Origin of the sequence: Halorhodospira halophila (assembly GCF_016653405.1) — a bacterium.
Taxonomy (GTDB): Bacteria; Pseudomonadota; Gammaproteobacteria; order Nitrococcales; family Halorhodospiraceae; genus Halorhodospira; species Halorhodospira halophila_A.
Genome location: NZ_NHSN01000009.1, coordinates 1 through 18,825, shown reverse-complemented (window position 1 = coordinate 18,825; position 18,825 = coordinate 1). Strand labels below are relative to the sequence as shown.

Here is an 18,825-nt window from a genome sequence, read left to right as displayed (position 1 = left end):
GCCGCATGCCACCCATCGACCCCGCCACGCTCGACCTCGACGCCTCGGTGCGCAAGCGCCCGGAGGGCGCAGCCCTGAACGGCGGGGGCGAGGCCGGCGGGTTCCTTGAGGCGCTGCTGGCGAGTCCCGCGCTCAAGGAGGCGGGCCTTGATGAGGCTGACCTCAAGGGGCTGCTCGATGCCCTCGGCGGCAAGCTTGACGGCGAGGCCTTGCCGCTGGACGGCGAGGCACTGCCGGCCGAGCTGGAGGAGGTGGCGCCGGACCTGGATGAGCTCTCCGAGAAACTGCAGGCCGTCATGGACGCCCTGGCGGGGATGGGCGAAGGGGACGCCGAGCAGGCCTTGGCGGAGCTCGACCCGGCGCTGCTCGAAGAGCTGGGCAACGCCGACCCACAGGAGCGTTCCAGCAAGCTCCAGGCGCTGCTGGAGGGCGAGACGGACAAGCTCGAGCGCCTTGAGGCGTGGCTGGAGGGCCAGCGTCAGCTGGCTGCCGAGCGTGCCGAGGTCCTGCAGGCGCTGGCCGAGCTGGAGGACGAGGGGCTCTCGGGCAAGGAGCTGGTGGCCGCGCTCCAGGAGCGCCTGGCCCATCTCGACGGTGCCGGTCTGGCCGCGGAACCCGCCGAAGAGCAGGTCGAAGAGCAGGCCGGGGAGGGTGGCCTGGCCGCCATTGCGGCCGCCACCACCGCGATGCTCTCCGGAGTCGGGGGGAGCGATGACGCCGAGGGCGCGCGCCAGGGCGCCCTCGGCGACCAGATCGCCCGGGAGCTGCGCGCCGGCGGTTTGCTTAACGCCGTCTCCGGCGGGCTGGACCCCGCCGGCGGCCAGAGCCCCGGTGGCCAGGGCGGGCAGACCGGCAGCGGTGAGCGGGGCGCCGCCGCCGAGGCGCTGCTGCAGGCATTGCAGTCGGGCCAGCGCGGTCGGGACGAGGGCGCCGCTCGTGGCGAGTTCAGCGGACTGCTGGCTGCCGCCCAGGGGCTGGAGGGCAGTCAGCGCGGCGGCGGCCTGCAGTTCACCGTGCAGCAGCCGGTGGGTCAACAGGGTTTCACCCCCGCTGTGGGCGAGCGGGTGGTGTGGATGGTCAACGAGAATGTCCAGCAGGCCCGGCTGCAGCTCAATCCGCCCGGCCTCGGCCCGCTGGACATCCAGGTCAACGTCGGTGACGAGCGCACCACGGTGAACATCACCACGCACAACGCGGCCACCCGCGAGGCCCTGGAGCAGGACCTGGAGCGGCTCAAGCAGTTCCTGGCCGACCAGGGTCAGGGGGAGGTGGACGTGAATATCTCCCAGGGCGACGGCGGTGACGACGAGACCGATCCCGACGGCGGTGAGTCCCTGCAGGCCGCCGAGTCAGAAGGCGAGGACGCCGGGGAGGCCGCCGCAGCCGGCAGTAGCGGCCGCGGGCTGATCGACCACTACGCCTGAAGCCGCCCGGCAAGCAGGCGCAGCGGCGCCACGGCCGCCGCGATGCCCACCAGGACCGTGGCAAAGGGCAGATCCAGCGCCATGGCGGTGACGAACGCCGCGGTGTAGATCGCAGCGGCCAGCCCCGCCGCCCAGGCCACGGCGCGCCGCCATCCGCCCGCCAGGGCGAAGGCCAGCCAGGCCGGGATGAAGACCAGGGCGAAGGCGGCCATCACCCCCATCACCAGCGCCGTGATCGCCACTACCGCCGCGGCGATCAGATCGAAACCGAGCGTCACCGGCCACAGCGGCTTGCCGTTGGCGGCGTCGTGGCCGGGGAAGAGCTCGTGGCGCAGCAGCCGGCGCGAGATGATCGGCAGGAGCACGGCGGCGGCACCGGCGACGATCAGCGTCGCCCACAACTCCTCGGCACCGACGAAGTAGAGCTGCCCCTCCATCAGGTTCTCGCCGAGGAGCTTGGCGTGGTAGGTCATCGAGGCGCCGAGCATCATCGCCGCCCAACCGAAGAGGATCAGCCAGGCGTAGACGTCGTTGCCGGTTCGGTGCAGGGCGCCCTTGATCGCCACCGCCACGGCGCTCGCCGCCAGGGCCGCGACCAGCGGCGGGGCGCCGAGCAGCAGGCCCGCCACGCCGCCGGCGCCGGCCAGGTGGGCGAAGCCCAGGGCGGCCAGCCACTCGCCGCGCAGGCGCAGGTAGAGCCCGACCACCGCCACCGCCACGGCGGCGGTCAGCCCGGCGAAGAACGGCAGACGGAACAGGGGGTCGAAGAGCAGTTCCATTACGCGGCCGTCTCCGTTCGCTGCAGATGCCCGCCCGGCTCCAGGGTGACCACCCGGTGGCAGACCTGGCGGATGAAGTCGGCGTCGTGGCTGATCACCAGCGCCCCGCGCCCGGCGTCCAGGCGATTCAGCCCCTCGATGAGCAGCTGCCGGCCGCGGGCGTCCAGGTTGTTGGTGGGTTCATCGAGGAGCACCAGGGCCCCGGGGTGGCCGAGGACGGACCAGACCAGTAGGCTCTGGCGCTGCCCGCCGCTGAGGCGGTCGATGCGCCGGCGCAGTAGCGGCTGCAGCGGCTCGGGCAGGGTGGCGGGGTCGGCGCCCATCAGCGTCAGGAGCTCGTCGCCGCGCAGCGGTAGCTCGCCGCCCTGGTACGGGGCCTGGGACTGGCACGCGATGCCGGCGCCGGCAGCCGTTTTGGCCTGGCCGCCGAAGCGCTGCGCCTGGCCGGTGAGGACACTGAGCACCGTGCTCTTGCCGCAGCCGTTGGGGCCGGCCAGGCCGATCACCTCGCCGGGGTGGACCTGCAGAGAAACCGGGCCGACCACCGGCTCGCCGTAGCCAGCCCGCAGCTGTTCGATCTCGAGAAGCGGTTGCGCCACGAGATGGATCCTTGTCGTGGGGAAGAACGACCCGGGCGGGACCGTGCCCCGTCCGGGTCGCGTCATGGTAAGGGGCGCGGTACCGGCTGGCCAGCCGGTACCGCCGGGTCGGCTCAGGAGGCCGGCGAGGCGATGGCCTCAACCAGCTCGTCGATGACCGCGAAGTAGTCGTCGGCATCGCCGTCCACCGGGACCTGGGTGGGCAGACTGTAGTAGGACCAGCCCAGCTCCCGCTCGATGAACCGGGCCCCGTCCGCCGGCTGGAAGTCGGCGAAAAGCGTTACGCCCCGCTCGTCCGCCAGCTCATTGACCAGCCGCCGCAGGTGGCGGGCGGTGGGCGGTACGCCGGGCAGCGGCTCCAGGTAGCCGTGCAGGGGCACGTCCAGGCGGTGCACCAGATAGTCGATGTCCGCGTGGAAGACCAGCACCCCGGGGGCGTCGGCGACGCGCTCCTCCCAGCCGGGCAACCGCTCTTCGACGGCGGCCTGGAAGTCATCGGCGTTGCTGTAGAAGTGCTCGGCGTGTTCCGGGGCCAGGTCGCCCAGCCGCGAGGCCAGGGCCTGGCCTACCTCGGCCATGCGGACGGGGTCCAGGTAGACGTGGGGGTTGCCTGCCGGGTGGACATCACCCCGGGCGCGGTCGGCGTGACCGGTCTGGCCGATCAGCTCCACCTGGGCGGCGGCCTCGAAGTAGCCGTCCTGACCGATCTGCACGTCCGGGTTGTTGGCGCCGCGGATGGCGGCGGGCAGCCAGCCCTCCTCCAACTCGGCGCCCACCGAGACCACCAGGTCGGCCCCGCGCAGGGCGGCCATCATCGACGGACGCGCCTCCAGGTAGTGGGCGTCCCGGTCCGGCGGGGCCATGTTGGTGACCTCCACATGATCGCCGCCGACCTGCTGGGTGATCATGGCCATGTTGGTGGTGGTCGCGGCCACCTGCAGCCGCTCCGCCGCGGCGGGGCCGGCGGCGAGGGCGGTGGCGAGGACCGCGGTGGCAAGGATGCGCTTGAACATCATTCGACTCCCTTTTCGATGGCGGCGCGGCGCGCTCAGAACGGATGGGCGCCGTGGGCGCCGAGGCTCAGGTTGTACTGGAGCATCGCCTGCCAGGCGTCTTCCCCGTGGTCGTGTCCGTGCCCATGCCCATGCCCAGCGCCACCGGCGAAGTCGGAGTAGTTGACCTGAGCCCGGATGTACGAGAAGTGCGACGGGTAGAAGGTCACGTTGGCCGCGTAGCGGTAGCTGGTGTCTAGGGCCTCGATCTCATCGTGCCCGAAGGCGTCGTTGGTGATGCCCAGGGCTTCGGCGCGCAGGCCGGTCCGCCAGCGCGGGGCGATGCCGTAGACCGCCTGGAGATAGAGGCCGTCCTGCTTGCTGGTGCCGGCGTATTCGAAATCTCCGTCGTCATAAAAGTCGGCTTCGATGTTCCGGTAGAAGTACTCGCCCTGTACGGTCCAGTCGCCCTGGCCCTTATAACCACCGGCGTCGTAGCGATAGATCGCGTCGAGGCCGGCGAACCAGCTGTCGCCGTCCCAGGCGTCCTCCTCGTCGTCGATATCGCCCTTCTGGAAGGCACGGGCGTAGCCTGCGGATGCCCCAAACTGCGCGTTGTGATTGTAACCGAGGTTCGGTCCCCACTTGGCGAAGGCGGTCCCGAGGCGCGGGCCGGAGACATCGTCGAAGCCGTGGTCGTGCCCCTCGTACGGGGCGATTCCGCTGCTCTCACCTTGCAGAGTCTCGACACCGAACTTCAGGTAGGTGCGGGTGGGCGCCAGCCAGTTGAGCTGCACGCCGGTCTCCTGGATGCCGTGGTCGCCGAAGAGGTGCTCGCTGACCAGCGGGCGGTCCACGAAGTCCCACTCGTGGGGGTGCTGGCTGTTGATGTAGCCGGTGTCGGAGAGGAACCGGCCGGCCTTCACCTGCAGGCCCCAGGGCAGGCTGCGGGTGGTGAAGTACGCCTCCTCCAGGTCGATGTGGTCGGTGCCCTCGATGACCAGCATCGCGAAGGCGTCGAAATACGGGTCCACCGAGGCCTCGAAGGCGATCTCCGTCTCGCGCAGCTGGAAGCCGTCCTCGATCCCGTGGGCGTGGTCGTGGCCGTGACCGTGGCTGTGGCCCATGCCGAAGCCGCCGGGGTCATCGACGTGGCCGGAGAACTCGTTGCCGTACACGCCGTCCAAGATCACGGAGATGGACGGGTTCATCAGTGTGCCGGCGCCGATCTGCTCGCTGGAGGCGGTGGCCCGCTGCATCGGGCCGGGGTCGGCGCTGACGGTGGGTTCCGGTCCCTGCTCGACGGTGGGTTCGTCGGTGGGCGACTGGGCGTGGGCACTGCCGAGCAGCAGGGCTGCGCCGCCCAAACCGGTGGCCAGCAGGGCCGATCGGCGCCATTGGGCGTGGTATCGTGACATGTTCGGGCTCCCCTGGATTGAGTGACGCGCCGGGCGGTTGTGGCCGCTGTCGCGCTGCTGTGGTCAAGTTCCCGGCGCTGGTGGCCGATAGCACAAGAGAGTCCACAGCGGCCGCCTCCGGCGTCCAGTGCAATCTAGTTGCAAATGCAACAAGGCGTCAACAGGCGTCGCCGGCGGGTGATGCGGTAGCATGGGGAGTCGGCAGCAGCAGCGCCGGCGTCACGGCACAGTCAGTGCATTGATAGGGCACGGGGAGGCATACCAGTGCCGAAGATTGTCTACATATTCATGGGGATCATGGCGTTGATGATGGTCGTGACCATGGGCACCGTGGGGGCCCTGGCGTTCGGCTACATCACGCCGCCGGGCATGCATGCGGACGCAGAGCCCGACCTGGGGGATCCGCAGTACCTCAAGCTGGAGCCGCCTTTGACCGTCAATTTCGAGCGGGGTCAGCGGATCAGCTACCTGCAGGCCGAGGTCGAGGTCATGGCGCGCACCGACCAGGCGCTCGAGGGCGTGGAGCGGCACATGCCGGTGATCCGCAACAACCTGCTGATGCTCTTCGCTGATCAGAGCTTCGAGGCGCTCAACACCCGGGCCGGGCGCGAGGATCTGCGGCACGCCTCGCTCGAGGAGATCAACGACATCCTCGATGAGCGCGGGATCGAGGGCGAGGTCGAAGCGGTCTACTTCACCAGTTTCGTAATGCAGTAGCGGGCGGTCGTCATGTCGCAGCAGGATATCCTCAGCCAGGACGAGATCGACGCGCTCCTCCACGGGATCGACGACGGCGACGTCGACACCGAGGACGAAGAGGATACCGGCGAACTCCGGCCGTACACCTTTACCGCCGAGGAGCGCATCGTCCGGGGCCGGATGCCGACCCTGGAGATGATCAACGAGCGCTTCGGGCGGCTCTTTCGCATCGGCCTGTTCAACATGCTCCGCCGCACGCCGGAGGTCTCGGTCACCGGCGTGGAGATGATGAAGTTCGGCGAGTACGTCCACACCCTGTTCGTCCCCACCAGCCTGAACATCATCCGCGTGCCGCCGCTGCGCGGCTCCGGTCTGTTCGTGATCGACCCCAAGCTGGTCTTCCTGGTGGTGGACAACTTCTTCGGCGGCGGCGGGCACTTCTACCTCAAGGTGGAGGGGCGCGAGTTCACGCCCACCGAGCAGCGGGTTATCCGGCTGATGCTCGATCAGGCCTTCGACGACCTGCGCGAGGCGTGGAACCCGGTGCTCGGCGTGGACTTCGAGTACGTGAACATGGAGGTCAACCCGCAGTTCGCCAACATCGTCAGCCCCACCGAGGTGGTCGTCGTGAGCAAGTTCCACGTCGAGCTCGACGGCGGCGGTGGCGACATCCACGTGACCCTGCCGTACACCATGGTCGAGCCGATCCGCGAGATCCTCGACGCCGGCGTGCAGTCCGATCGCAACGACGTCGATGACCGCTGGGCCAAGGCGCTGCGCGAAGAGATGAAGACCGCTCCGGTGACCATGCACAGTACCCTGGCGCGCTCGGAGATCACCCTGCGCGATCTGATGCACCTCAAGGCCGGGGATGTGATCCCCATCGAGATGCCCGAGCGGGTGGTGGTCGAGGTCGAGGAGGTGCCGGTCTTCTACGGTACCTATGGGGTGTGCGAGGGCCATGCGGCGCTGCGCATTGACGAGAAGGTGCAGGCGCCGGAGCGCGAGACACTGCTGCCGGAGCGCGACCAGGTCCGCCGCGAGGAGCGCGAACGGGACGAGGAGCCGGTTCAGCAGCGCATCAACCGGCTCACCGCCGAGCAGCGCAGCGGCGCCGAGGAGTCCCACGAGGCGCCGGAGCGCCCCCAGAGCAGCCAGAGGGTGGATGAGTCATGAGTGACGAGAACGACCGGCCGTCGGCCGATGACGACTGGGCCGACGCCCTGGCCGAGCAGAAGGGGCAGGGCGAGCAGGAGGGAGAGCACATCGACGACGAGGCCCTGGCCGAGGAGTGGGCGGCCGCCATGGAGGAGGGCGCCGAGGCCACCGAGACGGCCGGTTCGGGCGGTCGGGAGAGCGGCCAGTCCGGCGCTGCCGAAAAAGGCGGCGGCGGCCGATCGGTGGATCTGGACGAGTTCGATCCGGCCGCCACGCGCGCCGCCGGCGAGGATGACCAGAACATCGATGTCATCCTCGACATCCCGGTGACGCTGTCCATGGAGATTGGCCGGACGCAGATCAGCATCCGCCACCTGCTCCAGCTCAACCAGGGCTCGGTGGTGGAGCTCGACCGCCTGGCCGGCGAGCCCCTGGACGTGATGGTCAACGGCACGCTGATCGCCCACGGCGAGGTGGTGGTCGTCAACGAGCGCTTCGGCATCCGCCTGACCGACGTCATCAGCCCGGCCGAGCGGGTGAAGAAGCTGCGCTGATGGCCCCTCGATCGCGCTCGTGGGTGACGTTCCTCCGGCGCTCGCGCCTGGCGGGGGCGGCGCTGGGCGTCAATCTGCTGGCGTTCTCGGCGCCGGCGGTGGCCGAGACCGTCCCCGGGGTCGAGGCCGAGGCCATCGTCCGGGTGATTGTCGCCCTGTTGGTGGTGCTGGCGGTGATTGTCGGGCTCTCCTGGCTGCTCCGGCGCTTCGGCGGCGGGGCCGTGGGCGGCACCGGGGCCATGCGTGTGCTCGGCTCGCTGCCGGTGGGCCAGCGCGAGCGCGTGGTGCTGGTTCAGGTGGGGGAGACCCAGCTGCTGCTCGGTGTAGCGCCCGGGCGGGTACAGACCTTGCATATACTGGAAACCCCAGTGACCGGCGTCGGCGGCGAGGCCGACGGCGGGCAGGGCGGCCCGTTCGCGGCGCGGCTGCGTCGCTTGATGCAGCAATCCAATCAGCAGTAGTCCATGCCCACACTCCGTATTCTGCTTCTCGTGGCGTTGTTTCTTTGCCCGGTGCTGGCCTACGGCCAGACCGGGCTGGAGGCGCTGACCATCGAGGAGACCGAGGACGGGCAGACCTGGAGCCTCAGCGTCCAGGTCCTCGTCCTCATGACCCTGCTGACGCTGCTGCCGGCGATGGTGCTGATGATGACCGCCTTTACGCGGATCATCGTCGTCCTTGCCATCCTGCGCCAGGCGCTCGGCACCGCCTCGACGCCGTCGAACCAGGTGCTCATCGGGCTGGCCCTGTTCCTGACCCTGTTCGTGATGATGCCGGTCTTCGACGAGATCAACGAGACCGCGCTGCAGCCGTACATGGCCGAGGAGATGAACGCCGAGCAGGCGCTGGAGCAGGCCAGCGAGCCGATGCGCGAGTTCATGATCCGCCAGACCCGCGAGGACGACATCGCCCTGTTCCTGCGCATCGCCGACTACGGCGAGGTGGACAGCCCGGACGACGTGCCCATGTCGGTGCTGATCCCGGCATTCATGACCAGCGAGCTGAAGACCGCCTTCATCATCGGCTTCGTGCTCTATCTGCCGTTCCTGGTCATCGACCTGGTGGTGGCCAGCACGCTGATGTCCATGGGCATGCTGATGCTCTCGCCGATGATCATCTCGCTGCCGTTCAAGATCATGCTCTTCGTCCTGGTCGATGGCTGGTCACTGGTGATGGGCACCCTGGCGTCCAGTTTCTTCCTGTGACCGCCCGGGTGCCCCGCCGGGCGGCAAGACCTTGCCGCCGGCGGCAATGGCGGGGCGCCGAACGGCAAAAAGCTGCCGGCCCGGCCGGAGCCGGTCGGCCGGTGCCGGCCGCTAGCGGCAAGCCTTTAATGGAGGTTGTCTATGACACCCGAGCGGGCGATTCAGCTGGGCACGGACGCGCTCACCGTGGCCACGCTCCTGGCCGGGCCGATCCTGTTGGCGGCGCTGATCATCGGCCTGATCGTCGGCATGTTCCAGGCGGCCACGCAGATCAACGAGCAGACCCTCTCCTTCGTGCCCAAGCTCGCCGGCTTGGCGGTGGTGCTGTTCCTGCTCACGCCGTGGATGACCCAGGTCCTGACCGACTTCACCGAGGGGCTCATCCGCAGCATCCCGGAGATCCTGCGCTGAATGGAGATCAGCAGCGCCGAAGCGGCCGCGTGGGTGGGTACCTTCATGTACCCGCTGATGCGCATCGGGGCGGCGGCCCTGGTGGCGCCGGTGTTCGGCAACGACATGATCCCGCTGCAGGTGCGGGTGTTCATCGGCGTGGCCCTGACCATCGCCGTGCTTCCGGCGGTGGGCGAGGTGCCCCCGGTGGATCCGCTCTCGGCGGACGGTCTGCTGATCGCCGTCCAGGAGGTGCTGGTGGGGCTGACCATCGGCATGATCCTGGCCCTGGCGCTGAACACGGCGGTGATCGCCGGTGAGAGCATTGCCCTGGCCATGGGGCTGGGTTTTGCCACCATGGTGGACCCGCAGACGGGCATGTCGGTGCCGGTGATCTCCCAGCTGCTGCTGACCATCGTCACGCTGCTCTTCCTCGCCGTCGGCGGGCACCTGATGCTGATCCAGCTGCTGGCAGACAGCTTCGCGGCGGTGCCTATCGGCGAGATCGCCCTGGATCGGGACGTGTTCTGGGGTGTCGCGGCCTGGGGGACGCAGATGTACGCGGGTGCCGTACTCATCGCGCTGCCGCTGGTCACCGTCCTGCTGGTCATCAACCTCTCGCTGGGCGTGATGACCCGCGCCGCGCCGCAGATGAACGTCTTCTCCGTCGGTCTGCCGCTGACCATCCTGGTCGGCGGCGTCCTGATGCCCATCCTGGTCCTGCCGGCGCTGCCGGCGCGCATGGCCATGATGTGGAGCGAGGCGTACAACACCATCGGATCGTTGCTCGGTACACCGGGGATCGGGGGGTAGGCCGTGGCCCAGGAGAGCGAAGACGGGCAGGAAAAAACCGAGGATCCGACCCCGAAACGGCGCGAGGAATCGCGCAAGAAGGGGCAGATCCCGCGCTCGCGGGAGCTGACCACCATGCTGGTGCTGCTGGTGGCCGCCGGCGCGCTGCTGGCGCTCGGTCCCTTCATGGGCGGTCAGCTGACGTCGCTGCTCGAGTGGTCATTCACCATTGATCGTAGCCACATCTACGATCCGGGGATCCTCATCGAGCGGCTGCACGAGGCGCTCGGGCGGGGGTTGCTCACGGTGCTGCCGTTCATCGCCGTGATGCTGCTCGCCGCGCTGATCGCCCCCACCGCCCTGGGCGGGTGGAGTTTCTCCTTTCACCCGATGCAGCCCAAGCCCGAGAAGCTCAGCCCCATCAAGGGGTTTCAGCGCATGTTCGGGACCAAGGCGGCGGTGGAGCTGGGCAAGGCCCTGGGCAAGGTGCTGGTCATCGGCGGCACCGCCGTCGGGCTGTTTGTCCTCTTCTGGGACAACTTCTACACCATGAGCCGGGCCCCCCTCGAGCCCTCCATGGCCGAGGGCATGCGGCTGTTCTACATCTTCTTCTTCCTGCTGGCACTGTCGATGCTGGTGGTGGTGGCCATCGACATCCCCTACCAGATCTACGACCACACCCAGAAGATCCGCATGACCCGCCAGGAGGTTAAAGAGGAGTTCAAGCAGACCGAGGGCAAGCCGGAGGTCAAGCAGCGGGTTCGCGAGCAGCAGCGGGAGATGACCAACCGGCGCATGATGGAGCAGGTCCCCGATGCCGATGTGGTCATCACCAACCCGGCCCACTACGCCGTGGCGCTCAAATACGATCAGTCGTCCATGCGTGCGCCCACGGTGGTGGCCAAGGGCGCCGACCTGCTTGCTGCGCGCATCCGCCAGATCGCCGAGGAGAACGACATCCTGATCTTCCAGGCCCCGCCGCTGGCACGGGCCTTGTATCATTCCGCCGATCTGGACCAGGAGATCCCGGGCGCGCTCTACTTCGCCGTCGCCCAGGTGCTGGCCTACGTCTACCAGTTCCAGGCCGCGCAGCGCCGCGGCTGGACGCCGCCGCAGCGGCCCGAGCCGGAGGTTCCGTCGGGCTACGACGCCGGCGGCGGTGCACCATCCGATGAGCCAGGAGGGGATAGCCGCCGATGAATTCGGCCATCGCCGATCAGATCCGCAGCCTCGGCTCCCGGGGGCTGGGTACGCCGCTGCTGGTCATTGCCCTGTTGGCGATGATGATCGTGCCCCTGCCGCCGCTGGCGCTGGACATGCTGTTCACCTTCAACATCGTCCTGTCGCTGTCGATCCTCCTGGTCACCGTCTACATCATGCGGCCGCTGGAGTTCGCGGTTTTCCCGACGATCCTGCTGGTGGCCACGCTGCTGCGCCTGGCGCTGAACATCGCCTCGACGCGGATCATCCTCCTCGACGGTCATACCGGCACCGACGCGGCGGGCAACGTCATCCAGTCGTTCGGCGAGTTCGTCGTTGGCGCCAACTACGTGGTCGGCTTCGTGGTCTTCGCCATCCTGGTGATCATCAACTTCGTCGTGGTCACCAAGGGCGCCGGGCGCATCTCCGAGGTCTCGGCGCGCTTCACCCTGGATGCGCTGCCCGGCAAGCAGATGGCCATCGACGCCGACCTCAACGCCGGGATCATCAGCCAGGAGGAGGCGCGCAACCGGCGCCAGGAGGTGGCGCAGGAGGCCGACTTCTACGGCTCCATGGACGGTGCCGCCAAGTTCGTCCGCGGTGACGCGATCGCCGGCATCCTGATCCTGCTGATCAATATCGTCGGCGGGCTGATCATCGGCATGACCCAGCACGGCATGCCGGCCGACGAGGCCGCCCGCAACTACACCCTGCTGACCATCGGCGACGGCCTGGTGGCGCAGATCCCCTCGCTGGTGCTCTCCAGCGCGACGGCCATCCTGGTCACCCGCCGCTCGGATACGCGGCGGATGACCGACGACATCATGGAGCAGCTGTTCAGCAACCCGCGGGTGCTCTGGGTCGTCGCCGGGATCATCGGCCTGCTTGGTCTGGCGCCGGGGCTGCCGCCGGTGCCGTTTCTCTTCTTCGCCGGGCTGTGCGCGCTGGGGGCGTGGTACGCCGGCAGGCGCGAGGCCGAGGCGGCCGCCGCGGCTCAGCAGCCGGCGGCATCCGAGCAGGCCGATGCCGAGCGGGAGGACCCCGAGCAGAAAGAGCTCACCTGGGACGACGTGCCCCCGGTGGACCCGGTGGGCCTGGAAGTGGGTTACGGCCTGATCCCGCTGGTCGACCGCAATCAGGGCGGGCAGCTGCTGACCCGGATCAAGGGGGTGCGCAAGAAGCTCTCCCAGGACCTGGGTTTCCTGGTCCAGCCGGTGCACATCCGCGACAACCTCGATCTGGGACCCAACGTCTACCGGGTCAGCATCCACGGCGTACCCGTGGCCGAGGGCGACGTGCAGCCCGGCCGCGAGCTGGCCATCAACCCCGGGACGGTCCACGGCGAGCTCTCCGGGACGCCGACCAAGGATCCGGCCTTCGGTCTCGACGCGGTGTGGATCGAGCCGTCGCAGCACGATTACGCGCAGACCCTGGGCTACACGGTGGTGGACGCCAGCACGGTGATCGCCACCCATCTCTCCCAGGAGGTGCAGCGCAACGCCCATCAGCTCTTCGGCCACGAGGAGGCGCAGAAGCTGCTCGACATGCTCGGCCAGAGCCAGCCCAAGCTGGTCGAGGAGCTGGTGCCCAACACCCTGAGCCTGTCCACGATGGTCAAGGTGCTGCAGAATCTGCTCGAGGAGGGCGTGCCCATCCGGGACATGCGCTCCATCGTCGAGGCGCTGGCCGAGCACGGGCAGAAGACCAAGGACCCGGGGCAGCTGACTCAGCACGTGCGCGAAGCGCTCAGCCGCATGATCGTCCAGGAGATCGTCGGCATGCAGCGCGAGGTGCCGGTGATCACCCTGGAGCCGCAGCTGGAACAACTCTTGCTTAATTCCGTGCAGGGTGCCGGGGACGGGGGCGGCGGCATCGAGCCCGGGCTGGCCGAGCGCATGCAGCGCTCGATCGCCCAGGCGGCGGAGCGTCAAGAAGCCGCCGGTCAGCCCGCCGTATTGCTGACGTCACCGCCGCTGCGCCACTGGCTGCGGCGGCTGTCCCGCAACGTGGCGTCGGGGCTTTACGTCCTGTCCTACAACGAGGTCCCGGATGACCGGCAGGTGCGCATCATCGCCAACGTCGGTCAGGGGCAGGAGGAATCGGGCAAGCAGGGGTAACGCACCATGCGAATCAAGCGAATCTTCGCCGCCAATACCCGCGAGGCGCTGCGCAAGGTCAAGGAGCAGCACGGCCCGGATGCCGTGGTGATCTCGTCGCGCAATGTCGACGGCGGCGTCGAGGTGATCTCGGCGGTGGACTACGACGAGCGCGCCGTTCAGGCGGCGGCCCGCGCGCAGGATCCGCGGGCCGCCGAGATCCCGCCCCTGGACGGCTCGCCGGGCCCGCGCCCCGGTGAGCCGGACCTGCCCGCCGCCGAGGACGAGCCGTCCGGGCAGGCGGAGCCGGCCGAGGATGAGGCCGGCCGTGCTCGCGAGGCGGCACTGGCCCGCCTGCGCAGTCTGCGCGCCGGTGGTGCGGTGGCCGACGACGCCCTGCCGCAGCGTGAGGGGGGCGGCCCGTCCCGCGGGCGGCCGCGCATCGACACCGGCGCGGCGGAGCGGGCCCGTGCCAACGCGGCCGCCCATCGCAGTTCCGGCCAGGAGCGCAGCGGCGCCGGCGGCGGCGAGCGCCGCGAGCCGCGTATCGATCTGCGCGTCGGCGGCGCCGACGAGGACGCCGAACTCTTCGACGCCCTCAGCCGCGAGCACCAGGAGGTGGAGCGCAAGCGCGCCGAGCAGCCGCGACGCGAGCCGGCCTCCCGGCCGGCGCGTGGTCGGGGCGGGGCGGCCAGCGGCGGCGAGCCCGGTGGCGACCGGGGCCAGGGGCTCGGCGGGGTCGAGCACGCCGCCGCCATGGGGGCCGCCGCCGAGGCGGCCAGCGCCGGCAACCAGGAGGGCCCGTCTACCGGGGGTGGCTCCGGTGCGAGCCGCCGTCGCGTCGAGGAGGAGCCGGCCTTCCAGGAGATGCGCGAGGAGATCCGCACCCTGCGCAGCCTCTTCGAGAACCAGCTCTCGCTGCTCGAGTGGAACCGCATGGGTCACCGCCACCCGGCCCGAGCCACGGTGATCAAACGGCTCACGGATCTCGGCATGGGCACCGAAGTCAGCCGCAAGCTGGCCGATCACATTGGCGGCGACGAGAACCCCGACACCGCCTTCCGCAAGGCGCTGGCCCTGATCGCCCGGCACCTGCCCATCGCCGGCGACGAGATCGTCGACCGCGGCGGGGTCTACGCCCTGGTCGGCCCCACCGGCGTCGGCAAGACCACCACGGTGGCCAAGCTGGCGGCGCGCTACGCCCTGCGCCACGGCCGCGAGCAGGTGGCACTGGTGAGCACCGACAACTACCGGGTCGGCGCCCAGGACCAGCTGCTGACCTACGCCCGCATCCTCGATGTGCCCGTCTACACCGCCACCAACCGCCATGAGCTGCGGACCATCGTCGACGATCTGATGGACCGCGGCCTGGTGCTCATCGACACCGTGGGCATGAGCCAGCGCGACGTGCGTCTGGCCGAGCAGTTCAAGACCCTGGGCAGCGCCGAGGGGCTGGTGAAGACCTACCTGGTGCTCTCAGCGGCCACCCAGATGGCGACGCTGACCGAATCGGTCAGCGCCTTCGCCGGCGCCGAGCCGGTGGGCTGCATCTTCACCAAGGTCGACGAGGCCTCCAGCCTGGGCGGGGCGATGACCTGCGCCCTGCGCACCAAGCTGCCTATCGCCTATCTGGCCGTGGGGCAGCGGGTGCCGGAAGACCTTCAGGCGGCCAGGGGTGATACACTCGTGCACCGGGCGTGTGCGCTGCTGGACGAGCACGTTCAGGAGGCCGACGAGGAAGCCCTGGCATTGGCTCTCGGTGGGGGAGGCGCATGTTCCTGACAGAGCCAGGCCTCGATCAGGCGGCGGGGTTGCGCAGGATGGCGAAAACCAGACCGGTCAAGGTGGTCGCCGTCACCGGCGGCAAAGGCGGGGTCGGCAAGACCAACGTCTCCGTGAATCTGGCCACTGCGCTCAGTCGCATGGGCCAGGAGGTGATGCTCTTCGACGCCGATCTGGGGCTGGCCAACGTCGACGTGGCCCTGGGCCTGTCGCCCAAGCTCAACCTCTCCCACGTGCTCGCCGGCGAGGCGAGCCTCGATGAGGTCCTCGTCGAGGCCCCCGGCGGCTTTACCATCGTGCCCGCCTCTTCGGGCACCCAGCGCATGGCCGAGCTCACCGCCGCCGAGCACGCCGGGCTGATCCGCTGCTTCAGCGAGCTCCAGCGCGAGGTGGATGTGCTGCTCGTCGACACCGCGGCGGGCATCTCCGAGAGCGTGGTCAGCTTCGTGCGCGCCTGCCGCGAACTGGTCATCGTCGCCTGCAATGAGCCCTCGTCGATCACCGATGCCTACGCCCTGATCAAGGTCCTCAACCGCTACGGGGTCGAGCGCTTCCACCTGGTCGCCAACCGCGTGCGCAGCCGCCGCGAGGGGCAGATGCTGCACCAGAAGCTGGCCGTGGCCACCGAGCGCTTCCTCGACCTGAACCTGGACTTCATCGGCGCCATCCCGGAGGATGATCGCCTACGCCGGGCGGTGCAGAAGCAGCAGCCGGTGGTCGAGACCTACCCGAACAGCCCCTCGGCGCGGGCGTTCGGTGATCTGGCGCGGCGAATCGACGCGTGGCCGACCCCCTCGGGGGCCACCGGGAACCTGGAGTTCTTCGTCGAGCGACTGATCGAATACAGCAGCATGGGGGGAGAGGTGACCTGATGAATGGTCACGCGATGTACACCGCGGTGGCACAGCAGGGCGACGAGGATCTGGTCACCCGCCACGCCTCGCTGGTCAAGCGGATCGCCCACCATCTGGCCAGCCGCCTGCCGCCGAGCGTGCAGCTCGAGGACCTGATCCAGGCCGGTATGATCGGCCTGCTCGAGGCGGCGCGCCAGTACGACTCCTCCCAGGGGGCGAGCTTCCAGACCTACGCCGGCATCCGCATCCGCGGCGCCATGCTCGACGAGATGCGCCGGCTCGACTGGACGCCGCGTTCGGTCCACCGCAAGGGCCGCGAGGTGGCCGAAGCCATCCGCAGCATCGAGCACCGGACCGGGCGGGATGCCCGCGACCACGAGGTGGCCGAGGCCCTGGGGATCTCGGTGGCGGAATACCACAATATCCTGCAGGATGTGTCCTCGGCGAAGGTCTTCAGCATCGACCAGGAGGATCCGGGCACCGGCGAGCCCCACGAGCCCGCCGGGCACGACCCCGGCCCCCTGGCCATGCTGCAGGACGAGGCGTTCCAGGGCGAGCTGGCCGAGGCGATCCGGGAGCTGCCCGAGCGCGAGCGCCTGGTCATGGCGCTCTACTACGATGAGGAACTCAACCTGCGTGAGATCGGCGAGGTGCTCGGGGTCTCGGAGTCGCGGGTCAGCCAGATCCACGGCCGGATCATGCTCAAGCTGCGCAACCGTCTCGGGGAGTGGCGGCGCGAGCAGCAGGAACGAACGGCGTAGCACGGCTTTGGCAAGGCCTCGAGATAGGGGGGCAATGTGGCAGCGGACAAGAACATGAAGATCCTCGTTGTGGACGATTTCTCCACGATGAGGCGGATCATCAAGAACCTGTTGCGCGAACTCGGCTACAACAACGTGGTCGAGGCCGACGACGGCAACACGGCGCTGCCCATCCTGCAGAAGGGCGGGATCGACTTTCTGATCACCGACTGGAACATGCCGGGCATGACCGGTCTGGAACTGCTCAAGCACGTCCGTGCCGACGCCAATCTCAAGGACCTGCCCACGCTGATGGTCACCGCCGAGGCCAAGCGCGAGCAGATCATGGAGGCGGCGCAGGCCGGGGTGAACGGCTACATCGTCAAGCCCTTCACCGCGGCGACGCTGCGCGAGAAGATCGACAAGATCTTCGAGCGGGTCCAGGCAGGCGGGGGATGAGCAGCATGCGCCGGGAGCAGGGCAGCAGCGGCGCCGACCTCGAGGCGTACCGCCGCGCCGCGCAGCAGTTACTGGAGCACGTCGACGCCGGGGACAGCGAGGGTGCCCAGACGGTCATCGACGACCTGACCCACCTGCGGGAGACCGAGCTCTTCCGCGAGCTGGGGACGCTGACCCGGGATCTGCACGAGGCGATCAAGGCGTTCAACTACGACGAGCGCCTGGCCGATATCACCTCCCAGGAGATCCCCGATGCCCGCGAGCGCCTGAACTACGTCATCACGATGACCGAGCAGGCCGCCCACCGCACCCTGACGGTGATCGAGGGCAGTGCGCCGCTGGCGCAGGAGCTGGCCGAGGAGGGGGCACGGCTGGCGGAGCGCTGGCAGGCCTTCCAGCGCCGCGAGCTCAATGTCGAGGACTTCCGCGAGCTCTCCCGCGAGCTGGATGGCTTCCTCAACCGGGTCCAGGCAGACAGTCGGCAGATCAGCGATCAGCTCAACGAGGCGTTGATGGCCCAGGACTACCAGGACCTGACCGGGCAGATCATCCGCAAGGTCATCGCCCTGGTCGAGGAGGTCGAGTCGAACCTGGTCCAGCTGGTGCGCATCTCCGGGCAGCGCTTCGAGGAGGAAGGCCAGCAGCCCTCCACCCGGCCGGCCGAGGACGCCGAGGTGGCCAGCGAGCGGATGCGCCGCGGCGAGGGGCCGACCATGCCCGGCAAGGGTGGCGACGACGTGGTCAGCGGGCAGGACGAAGTGGACGATCTCCTGTCGAGCCTGGGGTTTTAGCCCGGGCACCGAGAAGCCCAACAACAGCGGAGGCCGAGCATGGCCATCGACCTCGACGACGACATCGTGCAGGACTTCCTGGTCGAGTCTCGGGAGATCCTCGACCGGCTGGGCGAGCAGCTGGTGGATCTGGAGCAGCACGGCGAGGACCAGGATCTGCTCAATTCGGTCTTCCGCGGCTTCCACACCATCAAGGGGGGCGCCGGGTTCCTCGGGCTCGATCCGCTGGTTGAGGTCTGCCACCGCACCGAGGACGTCTTCAACCTGCTGCGCAATGGCGAGAAGCAGGTCTCGCCGGAGCTGATGGACACCGTCCTGCGCGCGCTCGATGTGGTGGTCGCGCAGTTCGGGCAGATCGAGAACGGCAGCGACCCGGAACCGGCCTCGGCGGAGCTGCTCCAGGAGCTCGACCGGCTCAAGCAGGCGGATGCCGGTGCGCCGCCGGCCGCCGCCGCAGGGGCAGCGCAGGAGCAGCAGCCGGCCTCCCAGCAAGAGCAGACCGGCGACGACAGCGACGCCGAGTTCGATGAGCTGCTCACCGCCCTGGACGACGGCGACGAGGCCGCCACCTCCGGAGGCGGCGACGAGATCACCGACGCTGAGTTCGAGCAGCTGCTCGACGAGCTCCACGGCAAAGGTCAGCACCAGGGCAAGCCGGTGGCCGAGGATCCGGCCGCGGAGGCCGCCGAACCGGCCTCGGGCGGCGGGGACGACGAGATCACCGAGGAGGAGTTCGAGCAGCTGCTCGACAGCCTCTACGGCCCCGGAGCAGCGCCCGGCAAGGACGCGTCGCCGCCGGCGGTCGAAGGCGCGGGCGACGATGCGCAAAGCGCTTCGGCGCCGCCCCCACCCGGCGCGGCCGCGGCTGGCGAGCCGCAGGCGGGCGAGCCGGG

At 69.3% G+C, this 18,825-nt stretch carries 19 protein-coding genes and 1 pseudogene; 16 read left to right on the top strand and 4 right to left on the bottom strand.

What is annotated here, in order from left to right; genetic code table 11:
• The first annotated feature begins 5 nt into the window (after positions 1–5).
• Positions 6–1,424: a flagellar hook-length control protein FliK gene (locus CCR79_RS02895; RefSeq protein ID WP_201168507.1), complete on the top strand. Its 1,419-nt coding sequence runs from the start codon at positions 6–8 to the stop codon at positions 1,422–1,424.
• Here CCR79_RS02895 and CCR79_RS02890 read toward each other — a convergent pair.
• From CCR79_RS02890 to CCR79_RS02875, 4 genes are all read right to left on the bottom strand, one after another.
• Positions 1,415–2,203 (bottom strand): metal ABC transporter permease, encoded by a 789-nt coding sequence (locus CCR79_RS02890; RefSeq protein ID WP_201168504.1) that lies wholly within the window; start codon positions 2,201–2,203, stop codon positions 1,415–1,417. The genes CCR79_RS02895 and CCR79_RS02890 overlap by 10 nt on opposite strands.
• A complete protein-coding gene (locus CCR79_RS02885; protein ID WP_304119319.1) occupies positions 2,203–2,802 on the bottom strand; it encodes an ATP-binding cassette domain-containing protein in 600 nt (199 codons plus the stop codon). The genes CCR79_RS02890 and CCR79_RS02885 overlap by 1 nt, the downstream gene beginning before the upstream one ends.
• 113 nt (positions 2,803–2,915) lie before the next feature.
• On the bottom strand, positions 2,916–3,815 hold the full coding sequence (locus CCR79_RS02880) for a metal ABC transporter substrate-binding protein (protein ID WP_242510804.1): 900 nt from the start codon (positions 3,813–3,815) through the stop codon (positions 2,916–2,918).
• Positions 3,816–3,850: 35 nt separating this feature from the next.
• Positions 3,851–5,212, bottom strand: a complete 1,362-nt coding sequence (locus CCR79_RS02875) for a zinc-regulated TonB-dependent outer membrane receptor (protein WP_201168497.1) — start codon at positions 5,210–5,212, stop codon at positions 3,851–3,853.
• 264 nt (positions 5,213–5,476) lie between these two features.
• Between CCR79_RS02875 and CCR79_RS02870 the strand changes: the two genes are divergently transcribed.
• The 15 genes and pseudogenes from CCR79_RS02870 to CCR79_RS02800 all read left to right on the top strand — a co-directional run.
• Positions 5,477–5,929: a flagellar basal body-associated FliL family protein gene (locus CCR79_RS02870; protein ID WP_201168495.1), complete on the top strand. Its 453-nt coding sequence runs from the start codon at positions 5,477–5,479 to the stop codon at positions 5,927–5,929.
• Between the two features lie 12 nt (positions 5,930–5,941).
• Positions 5,942–6,904: pseudogene (fliM, locus tag CCR79_RS02865) on the top strand (flagellar motor switch protein FliM); the annotation flags it as partial.
• Positions 6,905–7,083: 179 nt separating this feature from the next.
• Positions 7,084–7,623, top strand: coding sequence for a flagellar motor switch protein FliN (fliN, locus tag CCR79_RS02860; RefSeq protein ID WP_201168489.1), 540 nt, complete (start codon positions 7,084–7,086; stop codon positions 7,621–7,623).
• Complete coding sequence (gene fliO / locus CCR79_RS02855; RefSeq protein WP_201168486.1) at positions 7,623–8,084, top strand: flagellar biosynthetic protein FliO; 462 nt, start codon at positions 7,623–7,625, stop codon at positions 8,082–8,084. The genes fliN and fliO overlap by 1 nt, the downstream gene beginning before the upstream one ends.
• A gap of 3 nt (positions 8,085–8,087) precedes the next feature.
• Complete coding sequence (gene fliP, locus CCR79_RS02850; protein ID WP_201168483.1) at positions 8,088–8,828, top strand: flagellar type III secretion system pore protein FliP; 741 nt, start codon at positions 8,088–8,090, stop codon at positions 8,826–8,828.
• 141 nt (positions 8,829–8,969) lie between these two features.
• Complete coding sequence (fliQ, locus tag CCR79_RS02845) at positions 8,970–9,239, top strand: flagellar biosynthesis protein FliQ (RefSeq protein ID WP_201168480.1); 270 nt, start codon at positions 8,970–8,972, stop codon at positions 9,237–9,239.
• Positions 9,240–10,031 (top strand): flagellar biosynthetic protein FliR, encoded by a 792-nt coding sequence (gene fliR / locus CCR79_RS02840; RefSeq protein ID WP_201168477.1) that lies wholly within the window; start codon positions 9,240–9,242, stop codon positions 10,029–10,031.
• Between the two features lie 3 nt (positions 10,032–10,034).
• Positions 10,035–11,210, top strand: coding sequence for a flagellar biosynthesis protein FlhB (gene flhB, locus CCR79_RS02835; protein WP_201168474.1), 1,176 nt, complete (start codon positions 10,035–10,037; stop codon positions 11,208–11,210).
• The gene (gene flhA, locus CCR79_RS02830; RefSeq protein WP_201168471.1) at positions 11,207–13,327 is read left to right on the top strand and encodes a flagellar biosynthesis protein FlhA; all 2,121 of its coding nucleotides are present in this window, start codon (positions 11,207–11,209) and stop codon (positions 13,325–13,327) included. The genes flhB and flhA overlap by 4 nt, the downstream gene beginning before the upstream one ends.
• A 6-nt stretch (positions 13,328–13,333) precedes the next feature.
• Entirely contained in the window at positions 13,334–15,088 is a 1,755-nt protein-coding gene (flhF, locus tag CCR79_RS13610) for a flagellar biosynthesis protein FlhF (RefSeq protein ID WP_242510803.1), read from the top strand.
• A 38-nt stretch (positions 15,089–15,126) separates the two neighbouring features.
• On the top strand, positions 15,127–15,960 hold the full coding sequence (locus CCR79_RS02820; RefSeq protein ID WP_274519788.1) for a MinD/ParA family protein: 834 nt from the start codon (positions 15,127–15,129) through the stop codon (positions 15,958–15,960).
• A complete protein-coding gene (locus CCR79_RS02815) occupies positions 15,960–16,703 on the top strand; it encodes an RNA polymerase sigma factor FliA (protein WP_201168468.1) in 744 nt (247 codons plus the stop codon). The genes CCR79_RS02820 and CCR79_RS02815 overlap by 1 nt, the downstream gene beginning before the upstream one ends.
• A 54-nt stretch (positions 16,704–16,757) precedes the next feature.
• The gene (cheY, locus tag CCR79_RS02810; protein WP_201168465.1) at positions 16,758–17,141 is read left to right on the top strand and encodes a chemotaxis response regulator CheY; all 384 of its coding nucleotides are present in this window, start codon (positions 16,758–16,760) and stop codon (positions 17,139–17,141) included.
• A gap of 5 nt (positions 17,142–17,146) precedes the next feature.
• A complete protein-coding gene (locus tag CCR79_RS02805; RefSeq protein WP_201168690.1) occupies positions 17,147–17,932 on the top strand; it encodes a protein phosphatase CheZ in 786 nt (261 codons plus the stop codon).
• A gap of 39 nt (positions 17,933–17,971) precedes the next feature.
• The coding region (locus CCR79_RS02800; protein ID WP_201168462.1) for an Hpt domain-containing protein at positions 17,972–18,825 on the top strand (854 nt) is incomplete at its 3' end.

Excerpts from the sequence above, each read along its gene's own strand:
- CCR79_RS02875 (WP_201168497.1), bottom strand. The coding sequence starts at position 5,212 with ATGTCACGATACCACGCCCAATGGCGCCGATCGGCCCTGCTGGCCACC.
- flhF (WP_242510803.1), top strand. The coding sequence starts at position 13,334 with ATGCGAATCAAGCGAATCTTCGCCGCCAATACCCGCGAGGCGCTGCGC.
- CCR79_RS02820 (WP_274519788.1), top strand. The coding sequence starts at position 15,127 with ATGGCGAAAACCAGACCGGTCAAGGTGGTCGCCGTCACCGGCGGCAAA.
- cheY (WP_201168465.1), top strand. The coding sequence starts at position 16,758 with ATGAAGATCCTCGTTGTGGACGATTTCTCCACGATGAGGCGGATCATC.
- flhA (WP_201168471.1), top strand. The coding sequence starts at position 11,207 with ATGAATTCGGCCATCGCCGATCAGATCCGCAGCCTCGGCTCCCGGGGG.
- CCR79_RS02805 (WP_201168690.1), top strand. The coding sequence starts at position 17,147 with ATGCGCCGGGAGCAGGGCAGCAGCGGCGCCGACCTCGAGGCGTACCGC.
- fliN (WP_201168489.1), top strand. The coding sequence starts at position 7,084 with ATGAGTGACGAGAACGACCGGCCGTCGGCCGATGACGACTGGGCCGAC.
- fliP (WP_201168483.1), top strand. The coding sequence starts at position 8,088 with ATGCCCACACTCCGTATTCTGCTTCTCGTGGCGTTGTTTCTTTGCCCG.
- fliQ (WP_201168480.1), top strand. The coding sequence starts at position 8,970 with ATGACACCCGAGCGGGCGATTCAGCTGGGCACGGACGCGCTCACCGTG.
- fliR (WP_201168477.1), top strand. The coding sequence starts at position 9,240 with ATGGAGATCAGCAGCGCCGAAGCGGCCGCGTGGGTGGGTACCTTCATG.
- fliO (WP_201168486.1), top strand. The coding sequence starts at position 7,623 with ATGGCCCCTCGATCGCGCTCGTGGGTGACGTTCCTCCGGCGCTCGCGC.
- CCR79_RS02815 (WP_201168468.1), top strand. The coding sequence starts at position 15,960 with ATGAATGGTCACGCGATGTACACCGCGGTGGCACAGCAGGGCGACGAG.
- CCR79_RS02880 (WP_242510804.1), bottom strand. The coding sequence starts at position 3,815 with ATGTTCAAGCGCATCCTTGCCACCGCGGTCCTCGCCACCGCCCTCGCC.
- CCR79_RS02895 (WP_201168507.1), top strand. The coding sequence starts at position 6 with ATGCCACCCATCGACCCCGCCACGCTCGACCTCGACGCCTCGGTGCGC.
- CCR79_RS02890 (WP_201168504.1), bottom strand. The coding sequence starts at position 2,203 with ATGGAACTGCTCTTCGACCCCCTGTTCCGTCTGCCGTTCTTCGCCGGG.